The organism is Flavonifractor sp. An112, from assembly GCF_002161085.1.
Taxonomy (GTDB): Bacteria; Bacillota; Clostridia; order Oscillospirales; family Oscillospiraceae; genus Flavonifractor; species Flavonifractor avicola.
Map to the genome: position 1 here is coordinate 1 of NZ_NFLU01000018.1, position 20,287 is coordinate 20,287.

The 20,287-nt window shown below is 62.1% G+C and carries 13 protein-coding genes and 1 pseudogene; 4 read left to right on the forward strand and 10 right to left on the reverse strand.

The genetic code is table 11. From position 1 onward, the window contains the following. Positions 1-1,218 (forward strand): annotated as a pseudogene (locus B5E56_RS14640) (hypothetical protein); the annotation flags it as partial. A 1-nt stretch (position 1,219) separates the two neighbouring features. Here the strand turns inward: B5E56_RS14640 and B5E56_RS12660 are convergent. After that, positions 1,220-1,948 carry a nitroreductase family protein gene (locus tag B5E56_RS12660; protein ID WP_087390728.1) on the reverse strand — a complete coding sequence of 243 codons (729 nt, stop codon included), beginning with the start codon at positions 1,946-1,948 and terminating at the stop codon, positions 1,220-1,222. Positions 1,949-1,978: 30 nt separating this feature from the next. On the opposite strand from B5E56_RS12660, the gene B5E56_RS12665 reads away from it, so the two are divergent. Then, positions 1,979-2,836 (forward strand): RluA family pseudouridine synthase, encoded by an 858-nt coding sequence (locus B5E56_RS12665; protein WP_087390731.1) that lies wholly within the window; start codon positions 1,979-1,981, stop codon positions 2,834-2,836. A gap of 3 nt (positions 2,837-2,839) precedes the next feature. Here the strand turns inward: B5E56_RS12665 and B5E56_RS12670 are convergent, their stop codons facing one another. Both B5E56_RS12670 and B5E56_RS12675 read right to left on the reverse strand, forming a co-directional pair. Continuing rightward, positions 2,840-3,847, reverse strand: coding sequence for a hypothetical protein (locus tag B5E56_RS12670; RefSeq protein ID WP_087390735.1), 1,008 nt, complete (start codon positions 3,845-3,847; stop codon positions 2,840-2,842). Positions 3,848-4,043: 196 nt separating this feature from the next. After that, positions 4,044-5,108 carry a branched-chain amino acid aminotransferase gene (locus B5E56_RS12675; protein ID WP_087267381.1) on the reverse strand — a complete coding sequence of 355 codons (1,065 nt, stop codon included), beginning with the start codon at positions 5,106-5,108 and terminating at the stop codon, positions 4,044-4,046. 244 nt (positions 5,109-5,352) lie between these two features. Here B5E56_RS12675 and ychF point away from each other — a divergent pair, with 244 nt between their 5' ends. Then, positions 5,353-6,462: a redox-regulated ATPase YchF gene (gene ychF / locus B5E56_RS12680; protein ID WP_087390738.1), complete on the forward strand. Its 1,110-nt coding sequence runs from the start codon at positions 5,353-5,355 to the stop codon at positions 6,460-6,462. Positions 6,463-6,579: 117 nt separating this feature from the next. Here ychF and B5E56_RS12685 read toward each other — a convergent pair whose 3' ends face one another. Together B5E56_RS12685 and nifJ are read right to left on the reverse strand one after the other, a co-directional pair. After that, complete coding sequence (locus B5E56_RS12685; protein WP_143383171.1) at positions 6,580-8,583, reverse strand: glycogen synthase; 2,004 nt, start codon at positions 8,581-8,583, stop codon at positions 6,580-6,582. Positions 8,584-9,218: 635 nt separating this feature from the next. Continuing rightward, positions 9,219-12,785 carry a pyruvate:ferredoxin (flavodoxin) oxidoreductase gene (gene nifJ / locus B5E56_RS12690; protein WP_087390741.1) on the reverse strand — a complete coding sequence of 1,189 codons (3,567 nt, stop codon included), beginning with the start codon at positions 12,783-12,785 and terminating at the stop codon, positions 9,219-9,221. 470 nt (positions 12,786-13,255) lie between these two features. Here nifJ and B5E56_RS12695 point away from each other — a divergent pair, with 470 nt between their 5' ends. Next, the gene (locus tag B5E56_RS12695) at positions 13,256-14,767 is read left to right on the forward strand and encodes a YifB family Mg chelatase-like AAA ATPase (RefSeq protein WP_087390744.1); all 1,512 of its coding nucleotides are present in this window, start codon (positions 13,256-13,258) and stop codon (positions 14,765-14,767) included. 62 nt (positions 14,768-14,829) lie between these two features. On the opposite strand, the gene B5E56_RS12700 is transcribed toward B5E56_RS12695, so the two are convergent. The 5 genes from B5E56_RS12700 to B5E56_RS12715 all read right to left on the reverse strand — a co-directional run bounded on the left by B5E56_RS12700 (position 14,830) and on the right by B5E56_RS12715 (position 20,279). Continuing rightward, on the reverse strand, positions 14,830-16,431 hold the full coding sequence (locus B5E56_RS12700) for a peptide chain release factor 3 (protein ID WP_087390747.1): 1,602 nt from the start codon (positions 16,429-16,431) through the stop codon (positions 14,830-14,832). 66 nt (positions 16,432-16,497) lie between these two features. Next, positions 16,498-17,139 carry an HAD family hydrolase gene (locus tag B5E56_RS12705; RefSeq protein ID WP_242958972.1) on the reverse strand — a complete coding sequence of 214 codons (642 nt, stop codon included), beginning with the start codon at positions 17,137-17,139 and terminating at the stop codon, positions 16,498-16,500. Between the two features lie 161 nt (positions 17,140-17,300). Continuing rightward, positions 17,301-17,672 (reverse strand): metal-dependent transcriptional regulator, encoded by a 372-nt coding sequence (locus tag B5E56_RS12710; protein ID WP_087188427.1) that lies wholly within the window; start codon positions 17,670-17,672, stop codon positions 17,301-17,303. 13 nt (positions 17,673-17,685) lie between these two features. After that, on the reverse strand, positions 17,686-17,862 hold the full coding sequence (locus B5E56_RS14500) for a FeoB-associated Cys-rich membrane protein (protein WP_143383172.1): 177 nt from the start codon (positions 17,860-17,862) through the stop codon (positions 17,686-17,688). A gap of 38 nt (positions 17,863-17,900) precedes the next feature. Further along, the gene (locus B5E56_RS12715; RefSeq protein ID WP_087390753.1) at positions 17,901-20,279 is read right to left on the reverse strand and encodes a ferrous iron transporter B; all 2,379 of its coding nucleotides are present in this window, start codon (positions 20,277-20,279) and stop codon (positions 17,901-17,903) included. Positions 20,280-20,287: the final 8 nt, after the last annotated feature.

Consider the following 20,287-nt stretch of genomic DNA (forward strand, 5'->3'; position numbering starts at 1 on the left):
CCCGTCAACCCCGCCCCTCTGGATCAGGCCCAGCGCCAGGAACGGGCTGCGGTACTGGCGGCAGGGACCGCCAAGCGGCAGGCGCGGATGGCGGGCTATTGGGATGAGGAGAAGGCCCAAAACTACCCCCAGCAGCGGGAGCTGCTTCAAAAGGCCCGGGGCAATTTTGGGGAGATCTATGCCTTTCTCAGCAGGGATCATGACCCGCTGCGCCCCGCTCTCCTCTCCTCCCTGTCCGACAAGGACCTGCGGGATGTGACGGCAGACCTGCTGGAGGTCCATTTGCAGCGGGCCCGGCCCTGGGCGGACCGGTACCCGGCGGAGGTGTTCCGGCGGTTTGTGCTCTGCCCCCGGGTGGCCTTTGAGCGTCTCACCGACTGGTCCATCCCCCAGCCCGGCGTGGTGGGTGAGGTCATTGCCCTGCGGCAGCAGGGGGTGCCTGCCCTGCTGCGCCCCCTGGACGGGGCGGTGCTGGTGTGGCAAAACGGGAAATTTGTCCCCAAGGAGCCGGAGGAATGTGGAAAAGTCACCTTCCGGAAGGCCCCGGTGGAGCGCTTTCTCTACCGGCAGAACTGGTCGCTGGACTTCTGGACGGGGGAAATGTGGAAACCCCTCAGGCTGACCGACCGGGCCTGGCACAAAAACAAGCTGAATGTCACCCTGCCCGCCGGACGCTACCGGGTGCTCACCGCCCTGCGGCTGCCGGCGGGGGACCAGTTTGCAAGCCGCCTGGAGTTCACCCTGGAGGCGGAGCAGGAACAGGAAATCCCGCTGGTGCTGCGGGACTGCTCGGTGGACGACCTCATCTCCCCCCGGGACCTGCCTCTGGCGGAGCTGGCCGGAGCCCATGAAAAAGCCGCCCTCCTCCTCTGGCTGGAGGAGGGGGCGGAACCCACGGAACATATTTTAAATGAACTCTCCGCCGCCCTGCCCGCATTTCAGGCCCTGGACGGGGACGTGGTCTTTTTCCTGCGGCGGCCCGGCGCGGAACAGCAGGCCACCCTGGCGGGGCTGCTGGACAAATGGCCCCAGGTACAGCTGGTCTATTCCGAGTGGGGCTATCAGGTGGAGACGGTGGCCCGCCATCTGGGTCTGGACCCGGACAAGCCGCCTCTGGCGGTGGTACGGGACCAGGAGGGCCGGGCGGCTTACGCCTGCTGCGGCTACCAGGTGGGGGCGGCGGACCTGCTGCGGCGGGTGCTGGAGCAGCTGGTGTAAGTTACTCCTTAAAGTTCTTCAGATACTCCTCCACCGACCGGGTCATCTCCCGGGAGAAGTCGGAGTTGTACTTTCGGTCGCAAAAGGCTTTCAGCCAGTCAGCATAGGGCCGCTGGCCCGCGTTATCAGCCAGCATCCGCTCCAGCTCCCCGGCGTTCATCCGGCGATAGCCGTTTTCATGAACCATGTAGGGCAGGGCCCGGCGGCGGGGCTTCTCCCGGCTCTGCTGCTGGGCGGTGGGGTAGCCGAACACCACCATGGCCGCGGGGAACACATAGTCCGGCAGGTTGAGCAGCTGCCGGTGGGTCTCGCACTGCTCCATCACGTCCCCGATGTAGCAGGAGCCGATGCCCAGGCTCCAGGCAGCGGTAACGGCGTTCTGGGCGGCGATGTTGGCATCGGAGCAGGCCAGCAGCAGGTCTCCCACCCCCGGCTTCCGGGGCTGGCAGCCGCCAGCGTCAAAGGCGTCGTACCACTTCTGACAGTCGGCGCAGAAGATGAGCACCAGAGGCGCCTGGGCGATAAAGGGCTGGTGGTCGCAGGTCTCCGCCAGGGTATCCTTCAGCTTCTGGTCGGTAATGTCCAGAATGGTGTACAGCTGCTGGTTGCCCGCCGTGGGGGCGGCGCAGGCGGCCTCCAGGATGGCCCGCTTGTCGTCGGGGGCAATGGGCTTTTCCAGATAGGCCCGCACCGATTTGCGGTCCCGAAGCTGATGCAAAACGTCATTCATTGACAAAACCTCCTGAATGGATGTGAAAATATGCAAGAAAAACGCTATTCCGTAGACGAGCAGGACACCCTGCTCCCCTTCCTGCTGGCCCATGTGACCGGCAAAAGCCGCAACAGCGTCAAGTCCCTGCTCACCCGGGGCCAGGTCCAGGTGGACGGCAAGACCGTCACCCGCCACGACCATCCTCTCTTGCCGGGGCAGACGGTGGTGGTGCTTCCTCAGGGCGCGGGAGACAAAAAGGCCCCCTTCCCCATCCTCTACGAGGACGGCAGGCTGCTGGTCATCGAAAAACCCGCCGGTCTGCTGAGCATGGCCACCGACAAGGAGAAGGTGCGCACCGCCTACCACATGGCCACCGACTACGTCCGCAAGGCCGATCCCCGGAACCGGATCTTCATTGTCCACCGGCTGGACCGGGCCACCTCCGGCGTGCTCCTCTTCGCCAAGGACGAGGGGACCAAGCGGGCCTTCCAGGACAACTGGGACAAGCTGGTGGGCCGCCGGGGCTATCTGGCGGTGGTGGAGGGCAGGCCTCCGAAGGACTCGGATACCATCCGTACCCTGCTGCGGGAGAACGCCGCCCACAAGGTATACTCGGTGCGCTCCGGCGGTAAGGAAGCGATAACCCATTATACCATGGTCAGCGCCGGAAAGGAATACGCCCTTCTGGAGATCGATCTGGACACCGGCCGGAAAAACCAGATCCGGGCCCACCTCAGCGAGCTGGGCTGTCCGGTAGCCGGAGACCGGGACTACGGAGCCGCCACCGATCCTCTGGGTCGGCTGTGCCTCCACGCCCATGAGCTGGTACTCACCGACCCCTTCACCGGGGAGGAGCGCATCTTCCGGGCGGAGGCCCCCGCCGGGTTCCGGAAACTGACCCGGTAAAACTTACAGCCCCAGTTTGGCCCGGGCCTGGTCCCGGAAGGCCACCAGTTCCGGATAGTCGTAGAAAAAGTTCTGCTTCTGCTCCCACACCGACGTTCCGGTGGGCTTATCGTAGAGCACAAAGTAGGAGAAGCACTCGGCAATGTCCTCGGAGGGGCTGGTGGCGGCGTAGCTGGTGATAAAGTCGTCCTCATGCCGCAGATAGAAGTTGATGCTCTCCGGGTCAGCCAGCCGGTCATCCAGATAGTCCTTCCAGAAGCGCTGGTAGAAGGCATTGAGGTAGGAGTCCGGGTTGCTTACCAGGTCGTTCTCCCCGTAGCAGTCGTAGCGCTTGGGCGCGCCGTAGGTCACCTGCTTGTCGTTCAGGGTCAGATAATGGGCGTACTCATGGTATACCGTCTCGGTAAATTCCTCCGGGTCTTCGGTGTCCTGGGCGTCCACTGCCAGCTCCCACTGAACGCCCTCCTCATCCGCCGGCACCACATAGGCCAGGATGTTGTCCGGCCCGTCGGTAAAGACGGTAAAGTGTTGAAAGGCATCCAGGCTGCCCTCGGGCAGCAGGGCCCGCACCTGGTCCCACAGGGGCCGGTAGCTGTCCTCCCCCTCCACCGGGGTCAGTCCGCCGTCGGCGCCGATGTCGTACCGGGCCAGGGCGGGAGGGTCCTCCTCGCCCTCCGGGGCCTCCGGCTCCTCCAGATAGCGCTGGGTGTAGTCCTCATACAGCTGGTTGAGCTGGCCCACCAGCTCCTCCTCCTGGGGGAAGAGGGCCCACCGGCCGGTCTGGGCCCGGGTCTGCCGCAGGGGCACCAGCTGCTCCAGCAGGTCCAGGACCTGAGTCCGCTCCTGGTCGGTCAGTCTCTGTTCCAGCTGCCCCAGTTGAACGGAAGCCAGCCGAGCGGCCTCAGCCCGGACCTTCGGGTCAACGGCGGGGGCTGCCCCGGGTTTGGCACAGGCCGACAGGATCAATATTGGAAGCAAAAGCAGCGGTAATTGGCGGTTGGATCGCTTCATGGGAAACACCTCGTTTTCTCAGCCCGTAGGGCTGGCATAATGGGGCGATTGTACCACAGCGGCCCGGCCAGGGGAAGAAAGCTAAACAAATCTATAGGAAAACGTCATATGTTTCCAAGAAAGCGGCAGAGAGGCGGGTCCAGGGGTCCCGCCTCTCTGCCTGGGAAGGTATAGGAAGGTAAAGAAGAAATCAGGATTACAGCTTGACCACCCAGCCATAGGGATCGGGCTGGGTCCCCCACTGGATACCGGTGAGGGTGTCATACAGCTTCTGGGCCAGGGGGCCGATCTTGCCGCCATTGACCACAACGTGCTTGTCCTCCCAGCCCATCTCGCCGATGGGAGAGATGACAGCAGCGGTACCGGTGCCCCAGGCCTCCTTCAGGGTGCCGTTGGCGCCCGCCTCGAAGAGCTCCTCCGCGGTGATGAGCCGCTCCTCCACCTTCAGGCCCCAGCTCTTGAGCAGTTCAATGCAGGACTTGCGGGTGATGCCGGGCAGCACGGAGCCGGTGAGCATGGGGGTGACCACCGTGTCCCCGATCTGGAACATGACGTTCATGGAGCCCACTTCTTCAATATACTTGCGGTGTACGCCGTCCAGCCACAGCACCTGGGCGTAGCCCTTCTGCTCGGCCCGCTCGCCGGCCCGGATGGAGGCGGCATAGTTGCCGCCGCACTTGGTGTAGCCGGTGCCGCCCTTGACGGCGCGGACATCCTCGCTCTCCACATAGATTTTCACCGGATTGATGCCTTCGGCATAGTAGGCTCCCACAGGGCAGGTGATGATGGCGAAGATATAATCATGGGCGGCGTGGACTCCCAGAGTGGGGGTAGTGGCGATGATGAAGGGGCGGATATACAGGGAGGTGCCGGGCTGATCGGGCACCCAGTCCGCCTCCAGCCGCACCAGCTGCTCAATGGCGGCCAGGGCGTCCTCCTCATCCAGGGGCGGGATGCACATACGCTCACAGGAGGAGTTGATGCGCTTGATGTTCTCGGTGGGACGGAAGAGCTGAATGGTACCATCGGGAGAACGGTAGGCCTTCAGGCCCTCAAAGACCTCCTGGGCATAATGGAACACCATGGCGGAGGGGTCCAGGGCAATGGGGCCGTAGGGAACGATGCGCCCGTCGTGCCAGCCCTGGCCGGCGGTATAGTCCATCAAAAACATATGGTCGGTAAAGGTTCTGCCAAACACCAGCGTGGAGGGATCGGGCTTGGGCTTGCCCACTGCGGCACGCTGAACAGGATATTCCTTCATCAGAATGGCCTCCTTGCAGTTTCATTGCTTGTATTCAGTATGACAGGGCAAAGAAAAAAAGAATGTAAACCGTGATACAATGCCGAAAATATACCGGCAGGTTTTCCTGTCTCCTTCTCCTGTATGGTAGCACAAACCGGCCGGAAAGGCAACCGGGGCAAGAGTTCCTGCCCCAGCACTTGTAATTTGGCCGGGGATACGATATAATACTTGGGCTAATATGCCGAAAGAGGGTATTTAACCGATGAAATTAGGTATCGTGGGCCTGCCCAACGTGGGCAAATCGACCCTTTTCAACGCCATCACCAATGCCGGTGCTGAGAGCGCCAACTACCCCTTCTGCACCATCGACCCCAACGTGGGCGTGGTGGCTGTGCCCGACGCTCGTCTGGACGCGCTGACCGAGATGTACCACCCCAAAAAGACCACCCCCGCCGTGGTGGAGTTCGTGGACATCGCCGGTCTGGTCAAGGGCGCCAGCCAGGGCCAGGGTCTGGGCAACAAATTCCTGGCCAACATCCGGGAGTGCGACGCCATCGTCCATGTGGTGCGCTGCTTTGACGACGAGAACATCATGCACGTGGTGGCCGACACCAGCACCAACGTGCCGGTGGACCCCGCCGGGGATATCGGCGTCATCGACATCGAGCTCATCATGGCCGACGTGGAGATGGTAGAGCGCCGCATCGACAAGGCCCAGAAGGCCGCCAAGGGCGACAAGAAGTACCTGCGGGAGGTGGAGGTGTTCACCGCTCTGAAGGACTGGCTCAACGACGGCAACTCCGCCCGCTCCTTCGAGTGCGACGAGGACGACGCCGCCATCATCGCCACCGCCGAGCTGCTCTCCCTGAAGCCCATCATCTACGCCGCCAACCTGGACGAGGACGGCTTTGCCGACTGCCACAGCAACGCTTACTACAAGATCGTGGAGGATCTGGCCGCCAAGGAGGGCGCTCAGGTCATCCCCGTGTGTGCCAAGCTGGAGGCCGAGATCGCCGAGCTGGACGCCGACGAGAAGAAGATGTTCCTGGACGACCTGGGCATCGCCGAGTCCGGCCTGGACCGGCTCATCAAGGCCAGCTACGCCCTGCTGGGTCTGATCTCCTTCCTCACCTCCGGCGAGGACGAGTGCCGTGCCTGGACCATCAAGAAGGGCACCAAGGCTCCCCAGGCTGCCGGTAAGATCCACACCGACTTTGAGCGTGGCTTCATCCGGGCCGAGGTGGTCAACTTTGACGACCTGATGGCCTGCGGCTCCATGAATGGCGCCAAGGAAAAGGGCCTGGTCCGGTCCGAGGGCAAGGAGTACGTCATGAAGGACGGCGATATCGTCCTCTTCCGCTTCAATGTTTAAGCCCCCTTTTCCCCATATGCCGCCACAAGCAGTTTGACAGCAAGGCCCCCTGATGCAGTGTCCTGCATCAGGGGGCCTTTTCTTATGGACCGGTTTCTATTTCTTCTTTTCAGAACTTTACCACTGAGTCAGTTCCAGGTACAGGTCCTTGTACTGGCGGGCAGACTTCTCCCAGGAGACGTCCTTGGCCATATCCCGCTGGACCACCTCGTCCCAATGGTAACGGTTGTTGAAGTAAAGCGACTTGGCCCGGTTGATGGCGTCCAGCAGCAGACCGGCGTCATACCGGTCAAAGGTGAAGCCGTTGCCCTCGCCATTGAACTCGTTGTAGGGCTCTACGGTATCCTTCAGTCCGCCGGTCTCACGAACGATGGGCAGGGTGCCATAGTGCATGGCGTTGAGTTGGGTCAGACCGCAGGGCTCAAAGCGGGAGGGCACCAGCAGGGCGTCCGCACCGGCATAAATACGGTGGGCTCTCCCCTCGTCATACTGGATGCAGGCGCTAAAGGTGCCCTTGTAGCTCCCTTCATAGGCCCGGAAGGCGTCCTCATACTGTTTGTCACCAGTACCCAGCACCACCACCTGGGTGTTGCCGTCCAGTACCTGGGGAACGATGGCGTTGACCAGATCCAGGCCCTTCTGGTTGGTGAGCCGGGAAATCAGTCCAATGACAAATTTGCCGGTGTCCTGCTCCAGGCCCAGTTCCTTCTGGAGGGCCAGCTTGTTGGCCATCTTGTGGTCAAGCACGTTGCCCAGACTGTAGTTTTCCGCCAGGGCGGGGTCGGTCTCCGGGTTCCACATACCGTAGTCAATACCGTTGACAATGCCCCGGAGCTTGTGGCTGTGATAGCGCAGGTGATCCTCCAGCCGCTCGCCGTACTCACTGGTCTGGATCTCCCAGGCGTAGGTACCGCTGACGGTGGTGATCCGGTCGGCGTAGGCCAGGCCGCCTTTTAGCATATTGGCCTCCACCCAGTCCTGCTTCAACGCGCCCATGCCGAAGGCCTCGTCAGGCAGACCAGACCAGTACTTGATGGTGGGGATATTGTACACGCCCTGGAAGCGGAGGTTGTGGATGGTGATTACCGATCTGGCCCGGCCCACCGGGGAATCCTTGAACAGGGTACGCAGATACACCGGCACCAGAGCCGCCTGCCAGTCGTGGCAGTGGACCACGTCGGGAATCCAGTTCATGTAGTTCAGGGCAGCCAGGGCGGCCTTGCTGAAAAAGCAGTACTTGGGGATATCGTCCACCAGATTGGTATAGGGATTGCCCCAGGAGAAGAACTCCTCGTTGTCAATGAAGTCGTACACCACGCCGTCCCAGATGTACTCCATGATCCCCACATAGTAGCTGCGGCCGGTGTTGCCCAGGTCCATGTAGAATTCGCCGCGGTAGATCATCTTGTTCTGATACTCCTGGGGAATGCAGGCATAGCGGGGCAGGATCACCCGGACGTCACAGTTCAGCCGGGCCAGCTCCCGGGGCAGGGCGTACATCACATCTCCCAGACCGCCTGTCTTTACAAAGGGATGGCACTCCGAGCCGATGAAGGCCACGCTCCGGCGGGGCAGGTTGGGCTCTTCCATCACCGGGGCAGGCTCCGCCACCGCAGGGGTGCTTTCCGGCTCGACCACAGGAGCCTTTGCCTTCCGCTTGTCGGCAGAGGCGGCCTTCTTCTTGGTAGCCGCCGTCTTTTTGGCGGGTTCGGCCTTTTTCGCGGTGGAGGCCGTCTTTTTAGCAGGCTCCGCTTTTTTCGCGGTGGGGGCTGCCTTTTTGGCAGGCTCGGCTTCCTTCGCGGCAGGAGCCGCCTTCTTGGCAGGCTCAGCTTCCTTTGCCACGGGGGCCGTCTTCTTGGCAGGCTCAGTTTCCTTCGTGGCAGGGGCCGCCTTTTTGACAGGCTCGGCTTCTTTGGCGGCAGGGGCCGCCTTTGGGGCGGGCTCAGCCTCTTTCGCGGCAGGAGCCGTCTTTTTCTTTGCGGCGGCTGTCTTTTCCGGGGCAGGCGCAGCCTCCTTCGCAGTGGAGGCGGGGCTTACTGCGGCGGGAATCTCCTTTTCCACAGGCTTCTTTTCAGCCGCAGCCTTTTTTACGTTCGCGGAGTCCGATTTTTCCCGTGCCATTCTAATTCTCCCTTTCACATATGATCCGAATGACAAAGCCCCTGCCACTTCAGAGATCTGCGTGCTCAATGCAGAGGCAAAATTTGCTGACGCTAAAAATATAACACATCTACGCTCATTTTTACAGTCCTTTTTGGTATATCCCAGCTGCAAATCCATAATTTTACTAAAGCATGATACATCTGAGTGGATTGTTCCAGTTTTTTGCTTCACAGGGCAGAATAAAAAGACCCCCGGGCTGTTGCCCGGGGGTCTTTTTGGTGATCAATTACTTGTACAGCTCCACCTCGTCAACACAAGCTCCACATCCCTCGCTTCGCCGCATACGGCAAAGCTCCCTCGTTCCGCTGTGTCTCCTCTCCCATGGACAGTCACACGGTTCGACTGCCCATGGGTTCCCAACAGGTGCTCCCAACGCTCCTTGGCGGCCAGGCCCAACGGGGCCATAGCCCCGTTGGGGACCCTTTGATTTGATCTGTTCGGCGGAAATGAATTCCGCCGGCATCAAGGTTTTGGGCCGCAGGCCCAAAACGCTTGCACGGCGCATAGCGCCGCCCCATCTGCGATGTGGCCCACGAAGAGGCCGCAAACAAGAAAGGGCCCCGGGGTAAACCCGGGGCCCTTGGCGGTAAAACTTACTTGTACAGCTCCACCAGACGGGTCAGGTGCTCCCAACGCTCCTTGGCAGCCTCTTCGTTCTGAGCGAAGAGCTCCTTGGCGCGCTCGGGGAAGGCACGGGTCAGGGAGGAGTAACGAGCCTCGTTCATCAGGAACTCCTGATAGCCGCCAGCGGGGGCCTTGGAGTCCAGAGTGAAGGGGTTCTTGCCCTCGGCCTTGAGAGCGGGGTTGTACCGGAACAGGTTCCAGTAGCCGCAGTCCACAGCCTTCTTCATCTCCTGCTGGCAGTTGGCCATGCCGCCCTTGATGGAGTGCATCTCACAGGGAGCGTAGCCGATGACCAGGGAAGGACCATGATAGGCCTCGGCCTCGGTGATGGCCTTCAGGGTCTGGTTGGGATTGGCGCCCATGGCGATCTGAGCCACATAGACGTAGCCGTACTGCATGGCGATCTCAGCCAGGCTCTTCTTGGGCTGGGTCTTACCGGCAGCGGCGAACTGAGCCACCTGGCCGATGTTGGAGGACTTGGAAGCCTGTCCGCCGGTGTTGGAGTACACCTCGGTATCGAACACGAAGATGTTGACGTCCTCACCGGAGGCGATGACGTGATCCAGGCCGCCGTAACCGATGTCGTAGGCCCAGCCGTCGCCGCCGAAGATCCAGACGGACTTCTTGTTCAGGTACTCCTTCTCCTTCAGGATCTCACGAACCAGGGTGCAGGCCTCGCAGGTGCAGCCCTCGCGCTGGCCGATAACGGCCTCCATGGCGGCGATGTAAGCCTTAGCGGCCTCGCCGTTGGCAATGCCATCATCCATGGTGTCCAGCCACTTCTGGCCGGCAGCCACGATGCCCTCGTCGGTGTAGTCCAGGGCGATCAGCTTGCGGGTATGGTCAGCCAGGCGGTCACGGATGGCCTTCTGGCCCAGGAACAGGCCCAGACCATGCTCGGCGTTATCCTCGAACAGGGAGTTGGCCCAAGCGGGACCCTTGCCCTCCTTGTTGACGGTGTAGGGAGAGGTAGCAGCGGGGCCGCCCCAGATGGAGGAACAACCGGTGGCGTTGGAGACGAACATCCGGTCGCCGCACACCTGAGTGATCAGGCGGGCATAGGCGGTCTCAGCACAGCCGGCGCAGGAGCCGGAGAACTCAAGCAGAGGCTGCTTGAACTGGCTGCCCTTGACAGTGGCAATATCCTCCACGTCGGCCTTGGGGGCAACCTTGGCCACCATGTAGTCGAAGACTTCCTGCTCGGCAGCCTGGGACTCCTGGGGCTTCATGGTCAGAGCCTTCACGGGGCAGGTGCTCACGCAGACGGTGCAGCCCATGCAGTCCAGGGGGCTGACAGCCAGAGCGAACTTGTACACGCCCTTGCCCTTGCCGGCCTTGATGTCCACGATCTTCGCCTGAGCGGGGGCGTTCTTGGCCTCCTCCTCGGTGAGGGCGAAGGGACGGATGGTGGCGTGGGGGCAGACATAGGAGCACTGGTTACACTGGATACACTTGGAGGCATCCCACTCGGGCACGGACACGGCCACGCCGCGCTTCTCGTAAGCGGCAGCGCCCTGCTGGAAGGTGCCGTCCTCGTGGCCGTTGACAAAGGCGGAAACAGGCAGGCTGTCGCCGTCCATGCGGCCCACGGGCTCCATGATCTCCTTGACCATCTTCACGGTCTCGGCCTTGCCCTCCAGGTGCTCGGCAACAGGCTTGTCCTCGGCGGTAGCCCAGGAGGCGGGCACCTCGAACTTGTGGAAGGCGGTGGCGCCGGCGTCGATGGCCTTGTGGTTCATGTCAACCACGTCCTGGCCCTTCTTCAGGTAGGAGTGGGTAGCGGCGTCCTTCATGTACTGGATGGCCTCGGCCTCGGGCATCACCTTAGCCAGCTTGAAGAAAGCGGACTGCAGGATGGTGTTGGTACGCTTGCCCATACCGATCTCGATGGCCAGGTCGATGGCATTGATGGTGTAGACCTGGATGTTGTGCTCGGCGATGTAGCGCTTGGCCTCGGCGGGCATATGGTGATCCAGCTCCTCATCGCTCCACTGGCAGTTGATCAGGAACACGCCGCCGTCCTTCACGTCGCGGACCATGGGGAAGCCCTTGACAATGTAAGCAGGCACATGGCAGGCCACGAAGTCGGCCTTGTTGATGTAGTAGGGAGCGCGGATGGGCTGATCGCCGAAGCGCAGGTGGCTGATGGTCACGCCGCCGGTCTTCTTGGAGTCATACTGGAAGTAAGCCTGGACATACTTGTCGGTGTGGTCGCCGATGATCTTGATGGAGTTCTTGTTGGCGCCCACGGTGCCGTCGCCGCCCAGCCCCCAGAACTTGCACTCGATGGTGCCGGGAGCAGCGGTGTTGGGAGCGGGCTTCTCCTCCAGAGAGGTGAAGGTCACGTCGTCCACGATACCCACGGTGAACTGACGCTTGGGCTGATCCTTGGTCAGCTCCTCATACACGGCGAACACGTTGCTGGGCGGGGTGTCCTTGGAGCCCAGACCGTAGCGGCCGCCGATGATGGTAGCCTGACGGCCGGCGTTGGCGAAGGCGGTAACCACATCCAGGTACAGAGGATCGCCCTGAGCGCCGGGCTCCTTGGTGCGGTCCAGCACAGCGATCTTGGTGGCGGTGGCAGGAATGGCCTCCAGCAGCTTGTCGGCGCGGAAAGGACGATACAGGCGGACCTTCACCAGGCCGACCTTCTCGCCGTGAGCGTTCAGGTAGTCGATGACTTCCTCAGCCACGTCGCAGATGGAACCCATGGCGATGATGACGCGGTCAGCGTCGGGAGCGCCATAGTAGTTGAACAGCTGATAGTTGGTGCCCAGCTTGGCGTTGACCTTGCCCATGTACTCCTCGACGATGCCGGGGATAGCGTCGTAGTACTTGTTGGCAGCCTCGCGGTGCTGGAAGAAGATGTCGCCGTTCTCGTGAGAACCGCGCATCACAGGATGCTCGGGGTTCAGGGCGCGCTTACGGAAAGCTTCCACAGCGTCCATGTCCACCATGTCCTTCAGGTCATCGTAGTCCCAGATAGCGATCTTCTGGATCTCGTGGGAGGTACGGAAGCCGTCGAAGAAGTTCAGGAAGGGAACGCGGCCCTTGATGGCGGCCAGGTGGGCAACGGCGCCCAGGTCCATAACCTCCTGGGGATTGGACTCACACAGCATGGCAAAGCCGGTCTGGCGGCAGGCCATAACGTCGGAGTGATCGCCGAAGATGTTCAGCGCGTGGGTGGCCACGGTACGGGCGGACACGTGGAACACGCAGGGCATCAGCTCACCGGCCAGCTTGTACATATTGGGGATCATAAGCAGCAGGCCCTGAGAAGCGGTGTAAGTAGTGGTCAGGGCACCGGCGGCCAGGGAGCCGTGAACGGTACCGGCGGCGCCAGCCTCAGACTGCATCTCCACCACGTTGACGGTAGTGCCGAAAATGTTCTTCCGGCCCTGAGCGGCCCACTGGTCCACGTTGTCGGCCATGGGGCTGGACGGAGTGATGGGGTAGATGCCCGCCACTTCGGTGAAGGCGTAAGACACGTGGGCGGCTGCGGTGTTACCGTCCATGGATTTCAGCTTTCTAGCCATTGAAACGATTCCTCCTTGTTCGTTGTTCCAGGGCAATGGGAATCGGTCCCCGCCTCTCCCAAAGACCGGGCCGGATTCCCATTACCCTGGCTTTTTCCCCGCTTACCGGAAAGAAACTTTCCCGGAGCGCCTTCATTGTAACACCATCCAAACCGTTTGTAAATCAAATCTTACTTATCTATGAAAATTTTCTTCAAATTCTCAAATTCCTAGGAATACACCCGGTTTTACCGCTTTTACTCGAAAAAAATTCAGAACTCCCTTTTTTCTGCTGAACCGCCCGTACTAGACTTCATATTCTGGAAAATTGCCGTCTTTGGAAGCCCCTCTCTCCTGTTTTGCAGACTGTCAGACAACCCGTACCTGTCCCTCCGCTCTGGCAGCAGACGCCCTTATGTGCTATAATTTAATATGGTATAAGATTACAGCCCCCGGAGCCGCGGCCCGGGGCGGAAAGAAGGCGACAGGCCATGCTGTGTGAAGTGCGTTCCCTGGGGCTCACCGGCATCTCAGGCTATGAGGTGCGGGCGGAGTGCGACCTGTCCGGCGGGCTGCCCGCCTTTGAGATCGTAGGCCTGCCCGACGCGGCGGTGAAAGAGGCCCGGGACCGGGTACGCGCCGCCATCAAAAACTGCGGCTTCTCCTTCCCGGTTTCCCGCATTACCGTCAATCTGGCCCCGGCGGACCGTAAAAAGGGAGGCACGGTATATGACCTGCCCATCCTGGTAGGTATCCTGGCGGCGGGAGAGCAGCTCCGCCTGCCGGCCCACCCCTGCGCCTTCGTGGGAGAGTTGTCCCTGTCCGGGCAGCTGCGGCCCATCCCCGGTATGCTGCCCATGGCCCTGGCCGCCGTTCGGGCGGGTATCAAGGATCTGTACGTCCCCGCCTCCTCCGCTGCTGAGGCCACCCTGGCGGTTGGGCTGAACGTCTACCCGGTGGAGAGCGTCTCCCAGTTGGTGGCCCACCTGCGGGAGGAGACCCCCATCCTCCCCGCCGACCCCTGGACGCCGGGGGATTCGGTGGAGGCGGAGCTGGACTTTGCCGACGTGAAGGGCCAGGAGAACGGCAAGCGGGCTCTGGAGATCGCCGCCGCGGGAGGCCACAACCTTTTGATGGTTGGCCCGCCGGGCTCGGGCAAGTCCATGCTGGCCCGCCGCCTGCCCTCCATCCTGCCCGACATGACCCGCCGGGAGGCTCTGGAGTGCACCGAGGTCCACTCGGTGATGGGTCTGACCAGCGAGGACCAGCCCCTGCTCACCCGGCGGCCCTTCCGGGCCCCCCATCATACTGTCTCCGCCATGGGCATGGCAGGCGGAGGCTCCACTCCCCGGCCGGGAGAGATCTCCCTGGCCCACAACGGGGTGCTCTTTCTGGACGAGCTGCCCGAGTTCCATAAGGAGGTACTGGAGACGTTGCGCCAGCCCCTGGAGGACGGGGTGGTGCAGATCAGCCGGGTAGCGGGCACGGCGGTTTTTCCCGCCCGGTTCATGCTGGTGTGCGCCATGAACCCCTGCAAATGCGGCTGGTACGGCACCGACCGGTGCCGCTGCTCCCCCCAGGCGGTGGACAAGTACCTGAGCCGGCTGTCGGGTCCTCTGCTGGACCGGATCGACCTGTATGTGGAGGTACCCGCTCTGGACTTTGACCAGCTGTCCCGGCGGTCCGACGCGGAGCCCTCCGCCGTTATCAAGGCCAGAGTGAACGCCGCCCGGGCCATCCAAACCGTTCGCTTCGGGCCGGAGGGTCCCGACTGCAACGCCCATATGGGGCAGCAGGAGCTCTCCCAGTTCTGCCGGCTGGACGAGGCGGGCACCGCCCTTATGAAAGGGGCCTTCGACCGCATGGGCCTGACCGCCCGCAGCTACGACCGCATCCTCCGGGTGGCCCGCACCATCGCCGATCTGGATGGGGCGGAGCACATCGGGGTGGACCACCTGGCCGAGGCCATCCAGTACCGGGAGAGCGCCTCCCTGAGGCGGTAGGCCTAATAAGCACAACAAAAAATGCGGCCCGGAACAGAATTTGTTCCGGGCCGCATTTTATTTTAAAACTTGGTGCCGCCAAACTCGTGGAAGGTGAGGTTCTTGTTGCGCTCCTCGGTCCAGTTGATGGCCCACTGGGATCCGAACAGCAGCAGCTGGTTACCCTTGTAGTCCTCCACCAGCTTGGTGTCGGTGCCCAGGTTCAGGTCCTCCTCCTTCACCGGCTGGCCGTCCTCGGTCTCGATCCACCGCAGGTACTCGTAGGGCAGACCCTCCATGTAGAGGTCCACGTTGTACTCGTTCTTCAGCCGGTACTCCAGCACGTCGAACTGCAGGGTACCCACCACGCCCACAATGACCTCCTCCATGCCGGAGTAGGGGGTCTTGAAGATCTGGATGGCGCCCTCCTGGGCGATCTGCTCCATGCCCTTCAGGAACTGCTTGCGCTTCATGGTGTCCAGGGAGCGCACCCGCTTGAAGTGCTCGGGGGCGAAGGTGGGGATGGGGTCAAACTTGAACTTCTTGGAGGCGGTGCACAGGGTATCACCGATGGAGAAGATGCCGGGATCAAACACGCCGATGATGTCGCCGGCGTAGGCCTCCTCGATGATCTCCCGCTCGGCAGCCATCAGCTGCTGAGGCCGGGACAGGCGGATCTTCTTGCCACCCTGGACGTGGTAGACCTCCTTGTCCGCCTCGAACTTGCCGGAGACGATGCGCATGAAGGCGATCCGGTCCCGGTGGGCCTTGTTCATGTTGGCCTGGATCTTGAACACGAAGGCGGAGAAATTGTCGTCCATGGAGTCGATGACTTCCTCCCCCGCCTTCCGGGGCAGCGGGGCGGTGGTCATCTGGAGGAAGTGCTCCAGGAAGGGCTCCACGCCGAAGTTGGTGAGGGCGGAGCCGAAGAACACGGGAGACAGCTTGCCGTGGCGCACCCGGTCCAGGTCGAACTCAGCGGCGGCGCCGTCCAGCAGCTCGATCTCATCATTGAGCTGCTGATGGAGCCGCTGGCCGATAAGTCCGTCCAGGTTGGGGTCCCCCAGCTCCACCTCGGTGGCGGTGGCGGCTTTGGCGCCGCCGTTGGAGGTGAAGTGGATGATCTTCCGGCTGCCCCGGTCGTACACGCCCTTAAAATCCTTGCCGCAGCCGATGGGCCAGTTGACGGGGTAGGTCTCGATGCCCAGCTCCTTCTCCAGCTCTTCCAGCAGCTCGAAGGAGTCCCGGGCCTCCCGGTCCATCTTGTTGATGAAGGTAAAGATGGGAATATCCCGCATGGCGCACACCTTGAACAGCTTCCGGGTCTGGGCCTCCACGCCCTTGGCGGCGTCGATGACCATGACGGCGGAGTCGGCGGCCATCAGGGTGCGGTAGGTGTCCTCGGAGAAGTCCTGGTGGCCGGGGGTGTCCAGGATGTTGATGCAGTAGCCCTCGTACTGGAACTGCATGACGGAAGAGGTGACCGAGATGCCGCGCTGCTTCTCGATCTCCATCCAGTCGGAGGTGGCGGCACGGGTGTTCTTCTTGCCCTTGACCTGACCGGCCTGGGCAATGGCTCCGCCGTAGAGCAGGAACTTTTCCGTCAGGGTGGTCTTACCGGCGTCGGGGTGGGAAATGATGGCAAAGGTTCTGCGCCGTTTGATTTCAGATTCGTATTGAGACAAGGTATGGTTCCTCCTTGTAATAATATCAAAAAACAACGTAGGGGCGGCCCTTATGGCCGCCCGTTTTTACGGCGGACTGAGCCGTTTCACCGCCGCCGGGATATCCGCAAAAGCATTCACATGGGGCACCTCATGGTCGATGTGGCCGAAGCCGTAGGCGGCGTGAAGGAAGGGCACCTCCGCCTGGGTGGCGGCGTTGTAATCTCCCTGGGTATCCCCGATGTACAGGGGCTTTTTCAAGCCGTTGCGCTGTACCACCAGGGCAATGTTGTCCCCCTTGGGCTTGCCGGTACGGCCTGGGTTTTCATAGTCAGTGAAATACTTCCCCATCCCATGGGCCTGGAAAAAGGCCTCGATGTAGCCGTCCTGGCAGTTGCTGACGATAAACAGGGGGTAGTCCCGGGCCAGGATCTCCAGGGTCTCAGGCACCTGGGGATAGAGGATGCCGCCGTGGCGGGCCACATGGGCGTTCTCCTCTTTCAGCAGTCCGTCCAGCAGGGGCTGGATCTCCTTCCAGTCCAAATCGGGCAGCAGCTTCTTCACAATATCGGGCAGCAGCATCCCCATACAGCCGATGAGCCGGGGCCGGGTGATCTGCCCGGCATACTGGGGCGCGATCCGCTCCAACACCCGGTTCCAGGACAGACAGATGGAGTCCACCGAATCCCACAGGGTGCCGTCCAGATCAAATAACAGTCCGTCAAACAAGAAAAAGCGCCTCCCGCTGAAATACATACTCTGATACTATATCATACCCGCCGCAGGCATTTCAAGCCTGCCGCCTCCGCCTTTTTGCACAAAAAGTCCCCGCCCGCCGGAATGTCCGGCGGGCGGGGCGGTATGAGGGGAATGGAAAGAGAGAGGGAAACTCAGGCAGGCAGGGGCACCGCCGCCAGGGGCTGCTGGAAGCAGCGTCGGGGCAGCTCGGATACGGCGGCGCAGGCGGCCTTCCAGGCCTCCTCCCCGGACAGATCCATCCGGGTCTGGAGATCGGTGGCCAGCCGTCCGGCCTGACCGGCCAGCTCCCGGGCCAGTGCCCGGCCCAGGCCGGTCAGGTGGATCTTGCCGTAGCGCTCCTTATCCACCAGGTTTTTGTCAATGAGGATGGACATCATACTGGTGACCGACGCCCGGGAGACCGCCAGCGACGCGGCAATGTCCTTGGAGGAGACCTCCAGCCGGACTTGGGAGAGGTCATAGATGGTCAGCAGATAGCGGATGTTGGTGTTGGTCAGTTCCATGGTATGCTCCTTCCTAGCGTTTGGCGGGTTCTTCCCGGCCGGGGTGGCACATACCGGAGCATCCGCAGCTCCCGCAGGAGCCGCCGCAAGAGCAGCTGCTCTTGCCGTGGCGCCGGTTGTGGATGCCCCGGGCCACAATGGCCGCGCAGACAGCCGCAATGGCCAGACTGATGAGAATCGTGGGTAGCATAAAGATGCTCCTTTCTTTGATGGGATGGGCGGGCCGCCTTACTTGGCAGCGGCCACCGCCCGCAGGTTGATACCGGACTCCTCATACTTGTTCTTGCGCACCAGCAGGTAGATGAGGCCCGCCAGGCAGATGAGGGCGGCCACAGTGCCCACGCCAAAGGCCACCTGGCCCAGAATGAGTCCGCCGATCTGGTAGACGATGAGGGAGATCACATAGGCAAAGCCGCACATATAGCCGATGGCGGCCAGGGTCCACTTGGGGCTGTTCATCTCCCGCTTGATGGCGCCCATGGCGGCGAAGCAGGGGGCGCACAGCAGGTTAAAGATCATGAAGGAGTAGGCGGAAATGGCAGTGAAGGCGGCAGCCATATCCACGGTCAGGTTGCCCGGGAAGAGCACGCCGAAGGTGGAAACAACCTCCTCCTTGGCGATGAGGCCGGTGACCACCGCCACGGTGGCCTCCCAGAAGCCGAAGCCCAGGGGCGCAAAGATAAAGGACACGGCGTGGCCCACAGCGGCCAGCAGGGAGTCGTTGTTGTCCTCCACCATCTGGAACACGCCGTCCACAAAGCCGAAGCCCTGGAGGAACCACAGAATGATGGAAGAAAGCAGGATGACGGTACCGGCCCGCTTGATGAAGGACCAGCCACGCTCCCACATGGCCCGCAGCACATTGCCGGCAGCGGGGGCGTGGTAGGCGGGCAGCTCCATAACGAAGGGGGCGGGATCACCGGCGAAACCCTTCGTTTTCTTCAGAATGATGCCGGAGATCACCACCGCCGCCACACCGATGAAGTAGGCGGAGGTAGCCACCCAGGCGGAGCCGCCGAACAGGGCTCCGGCAAAGAGGGCAATGATGGGCATTTTGGCGCCGCAGGGGATGAAGCCGGTGGTCATGATGGTCATGCGCCGGTCCCGCTCCTGCTCAATGGTGCGGGAGGCCATGATGCCGGGCACGCCGCAGCCGGTAGCCACCAGCATGGGGATGAAGCTCTTGCCGGACAGGCCGAAGCGGCGGAAGATCCGGTCCATGATGAAGGCGATACGGGCCATATAGCCCACGTCCTCCAGAATGGCCAGCAGCAGGAAGAGCACCAGCATCTGGGGCACGAAGCCCAGCACGGCCCCTACGCCGCCGATGATGCCGTCCAGGATCAGGGACTGGAGCACCGGGTGAGCGTTGATGGCAGTAAGCGCGCCCTCGGCCAGTACAGGGATGCCGGGTACCCAGGTGCCGTAGTCGTTGGGATCGGGCTCGGACACCTGGAGGGCGGCCTGATAGGCCTCCTCGGTGACGGGCACCACGGTGGTCTCGCCGGTCTCGTCATCGTAGAAGTAGACCTCGCTGTCGCCGGCCTCATAGCCCGCGATCATGGTGGAAGCCTCCTCCCAGGCGCCGGAGGCCTCTTCCCAGGCCTCGGTGTCGGCGGTGAAGGGGACAAACCAGCCGTCGCCGAACAGTCCATCGTTGGCCCACTCGGTGGCCCTGGTGCCCAGCGCAAAGGCGCTGCCGCCCATGGCGATGGCGTACACCAGGATCATCACCGCCACAAAGATGGGCAGAGCCAGGATGCGGTTGGTCACCACCCGGTCGATCTTGTCGGAGGTGGTCATGGAATGGGCGGCCTTCTTCTTTTTCACGGCCTTGCCCACCACGGAGCTGATGTAGACGTAGCGCTGGTTGGTGATGATGCTCTCGGCGTCGTCGTCCAGTTCCCGCTCGCAGTCGGCAATGTGGGCCTCCAGATGCTCCTTCAGCTCGCCGGTGAGGTTGAGGGTCTCCAGCACCTTCTCGTCTCGCTCAAAGACCTTGATGGCGTACCAGCGGAGATAGCGCTCCTCCACCAGGTCGGCGATGGACTCCTCAATGTGGGCAATGGCGTGCTCCACGCTGCCGGTGAACACATGGGGCAGCTCGCCGGCCTTCTTGGTCTTGGCCAGCACCACCGCCCGCTCGGCGGCCTCCTTGCCGCCCTCGCCCTTCAGGGCGCTCATCTCCACCACCTGGCAGCCCAGGGCGCTGCCCAGCTTCTGGAGATCGATCACATCCCCGTTCTTGCGCACCAGGTCGATCATGTTCACCGCCACCACCACCGGGATGCCCAGCTCAATGAGCTGGGTGGTGAGGTACAGGTTGCGCTCGATGTTGGTGCCGTCCACAATATTCAGGATGGCGTCCGGCTTCTCGTTCACCAGATAGTTCCGGGCCACCACCTCTTCCAGGGTGTAGGGGGACAGGGAATAGATACCGGGCAGGTCCTGGATCACCACATCCTTGTGGCCTTTCAGCTTGCCCTCCTTCTTTTCCACCGTCACGCCAGGCCAGTTGCCCACGTATTGGCTGGAGCCGGTCAGGGCATTGAACAGGGTGGTTTTACCGCAGTTCGGGTTGCCCGCCAGCGCGATCTTCAACTCCATCTTCTTAC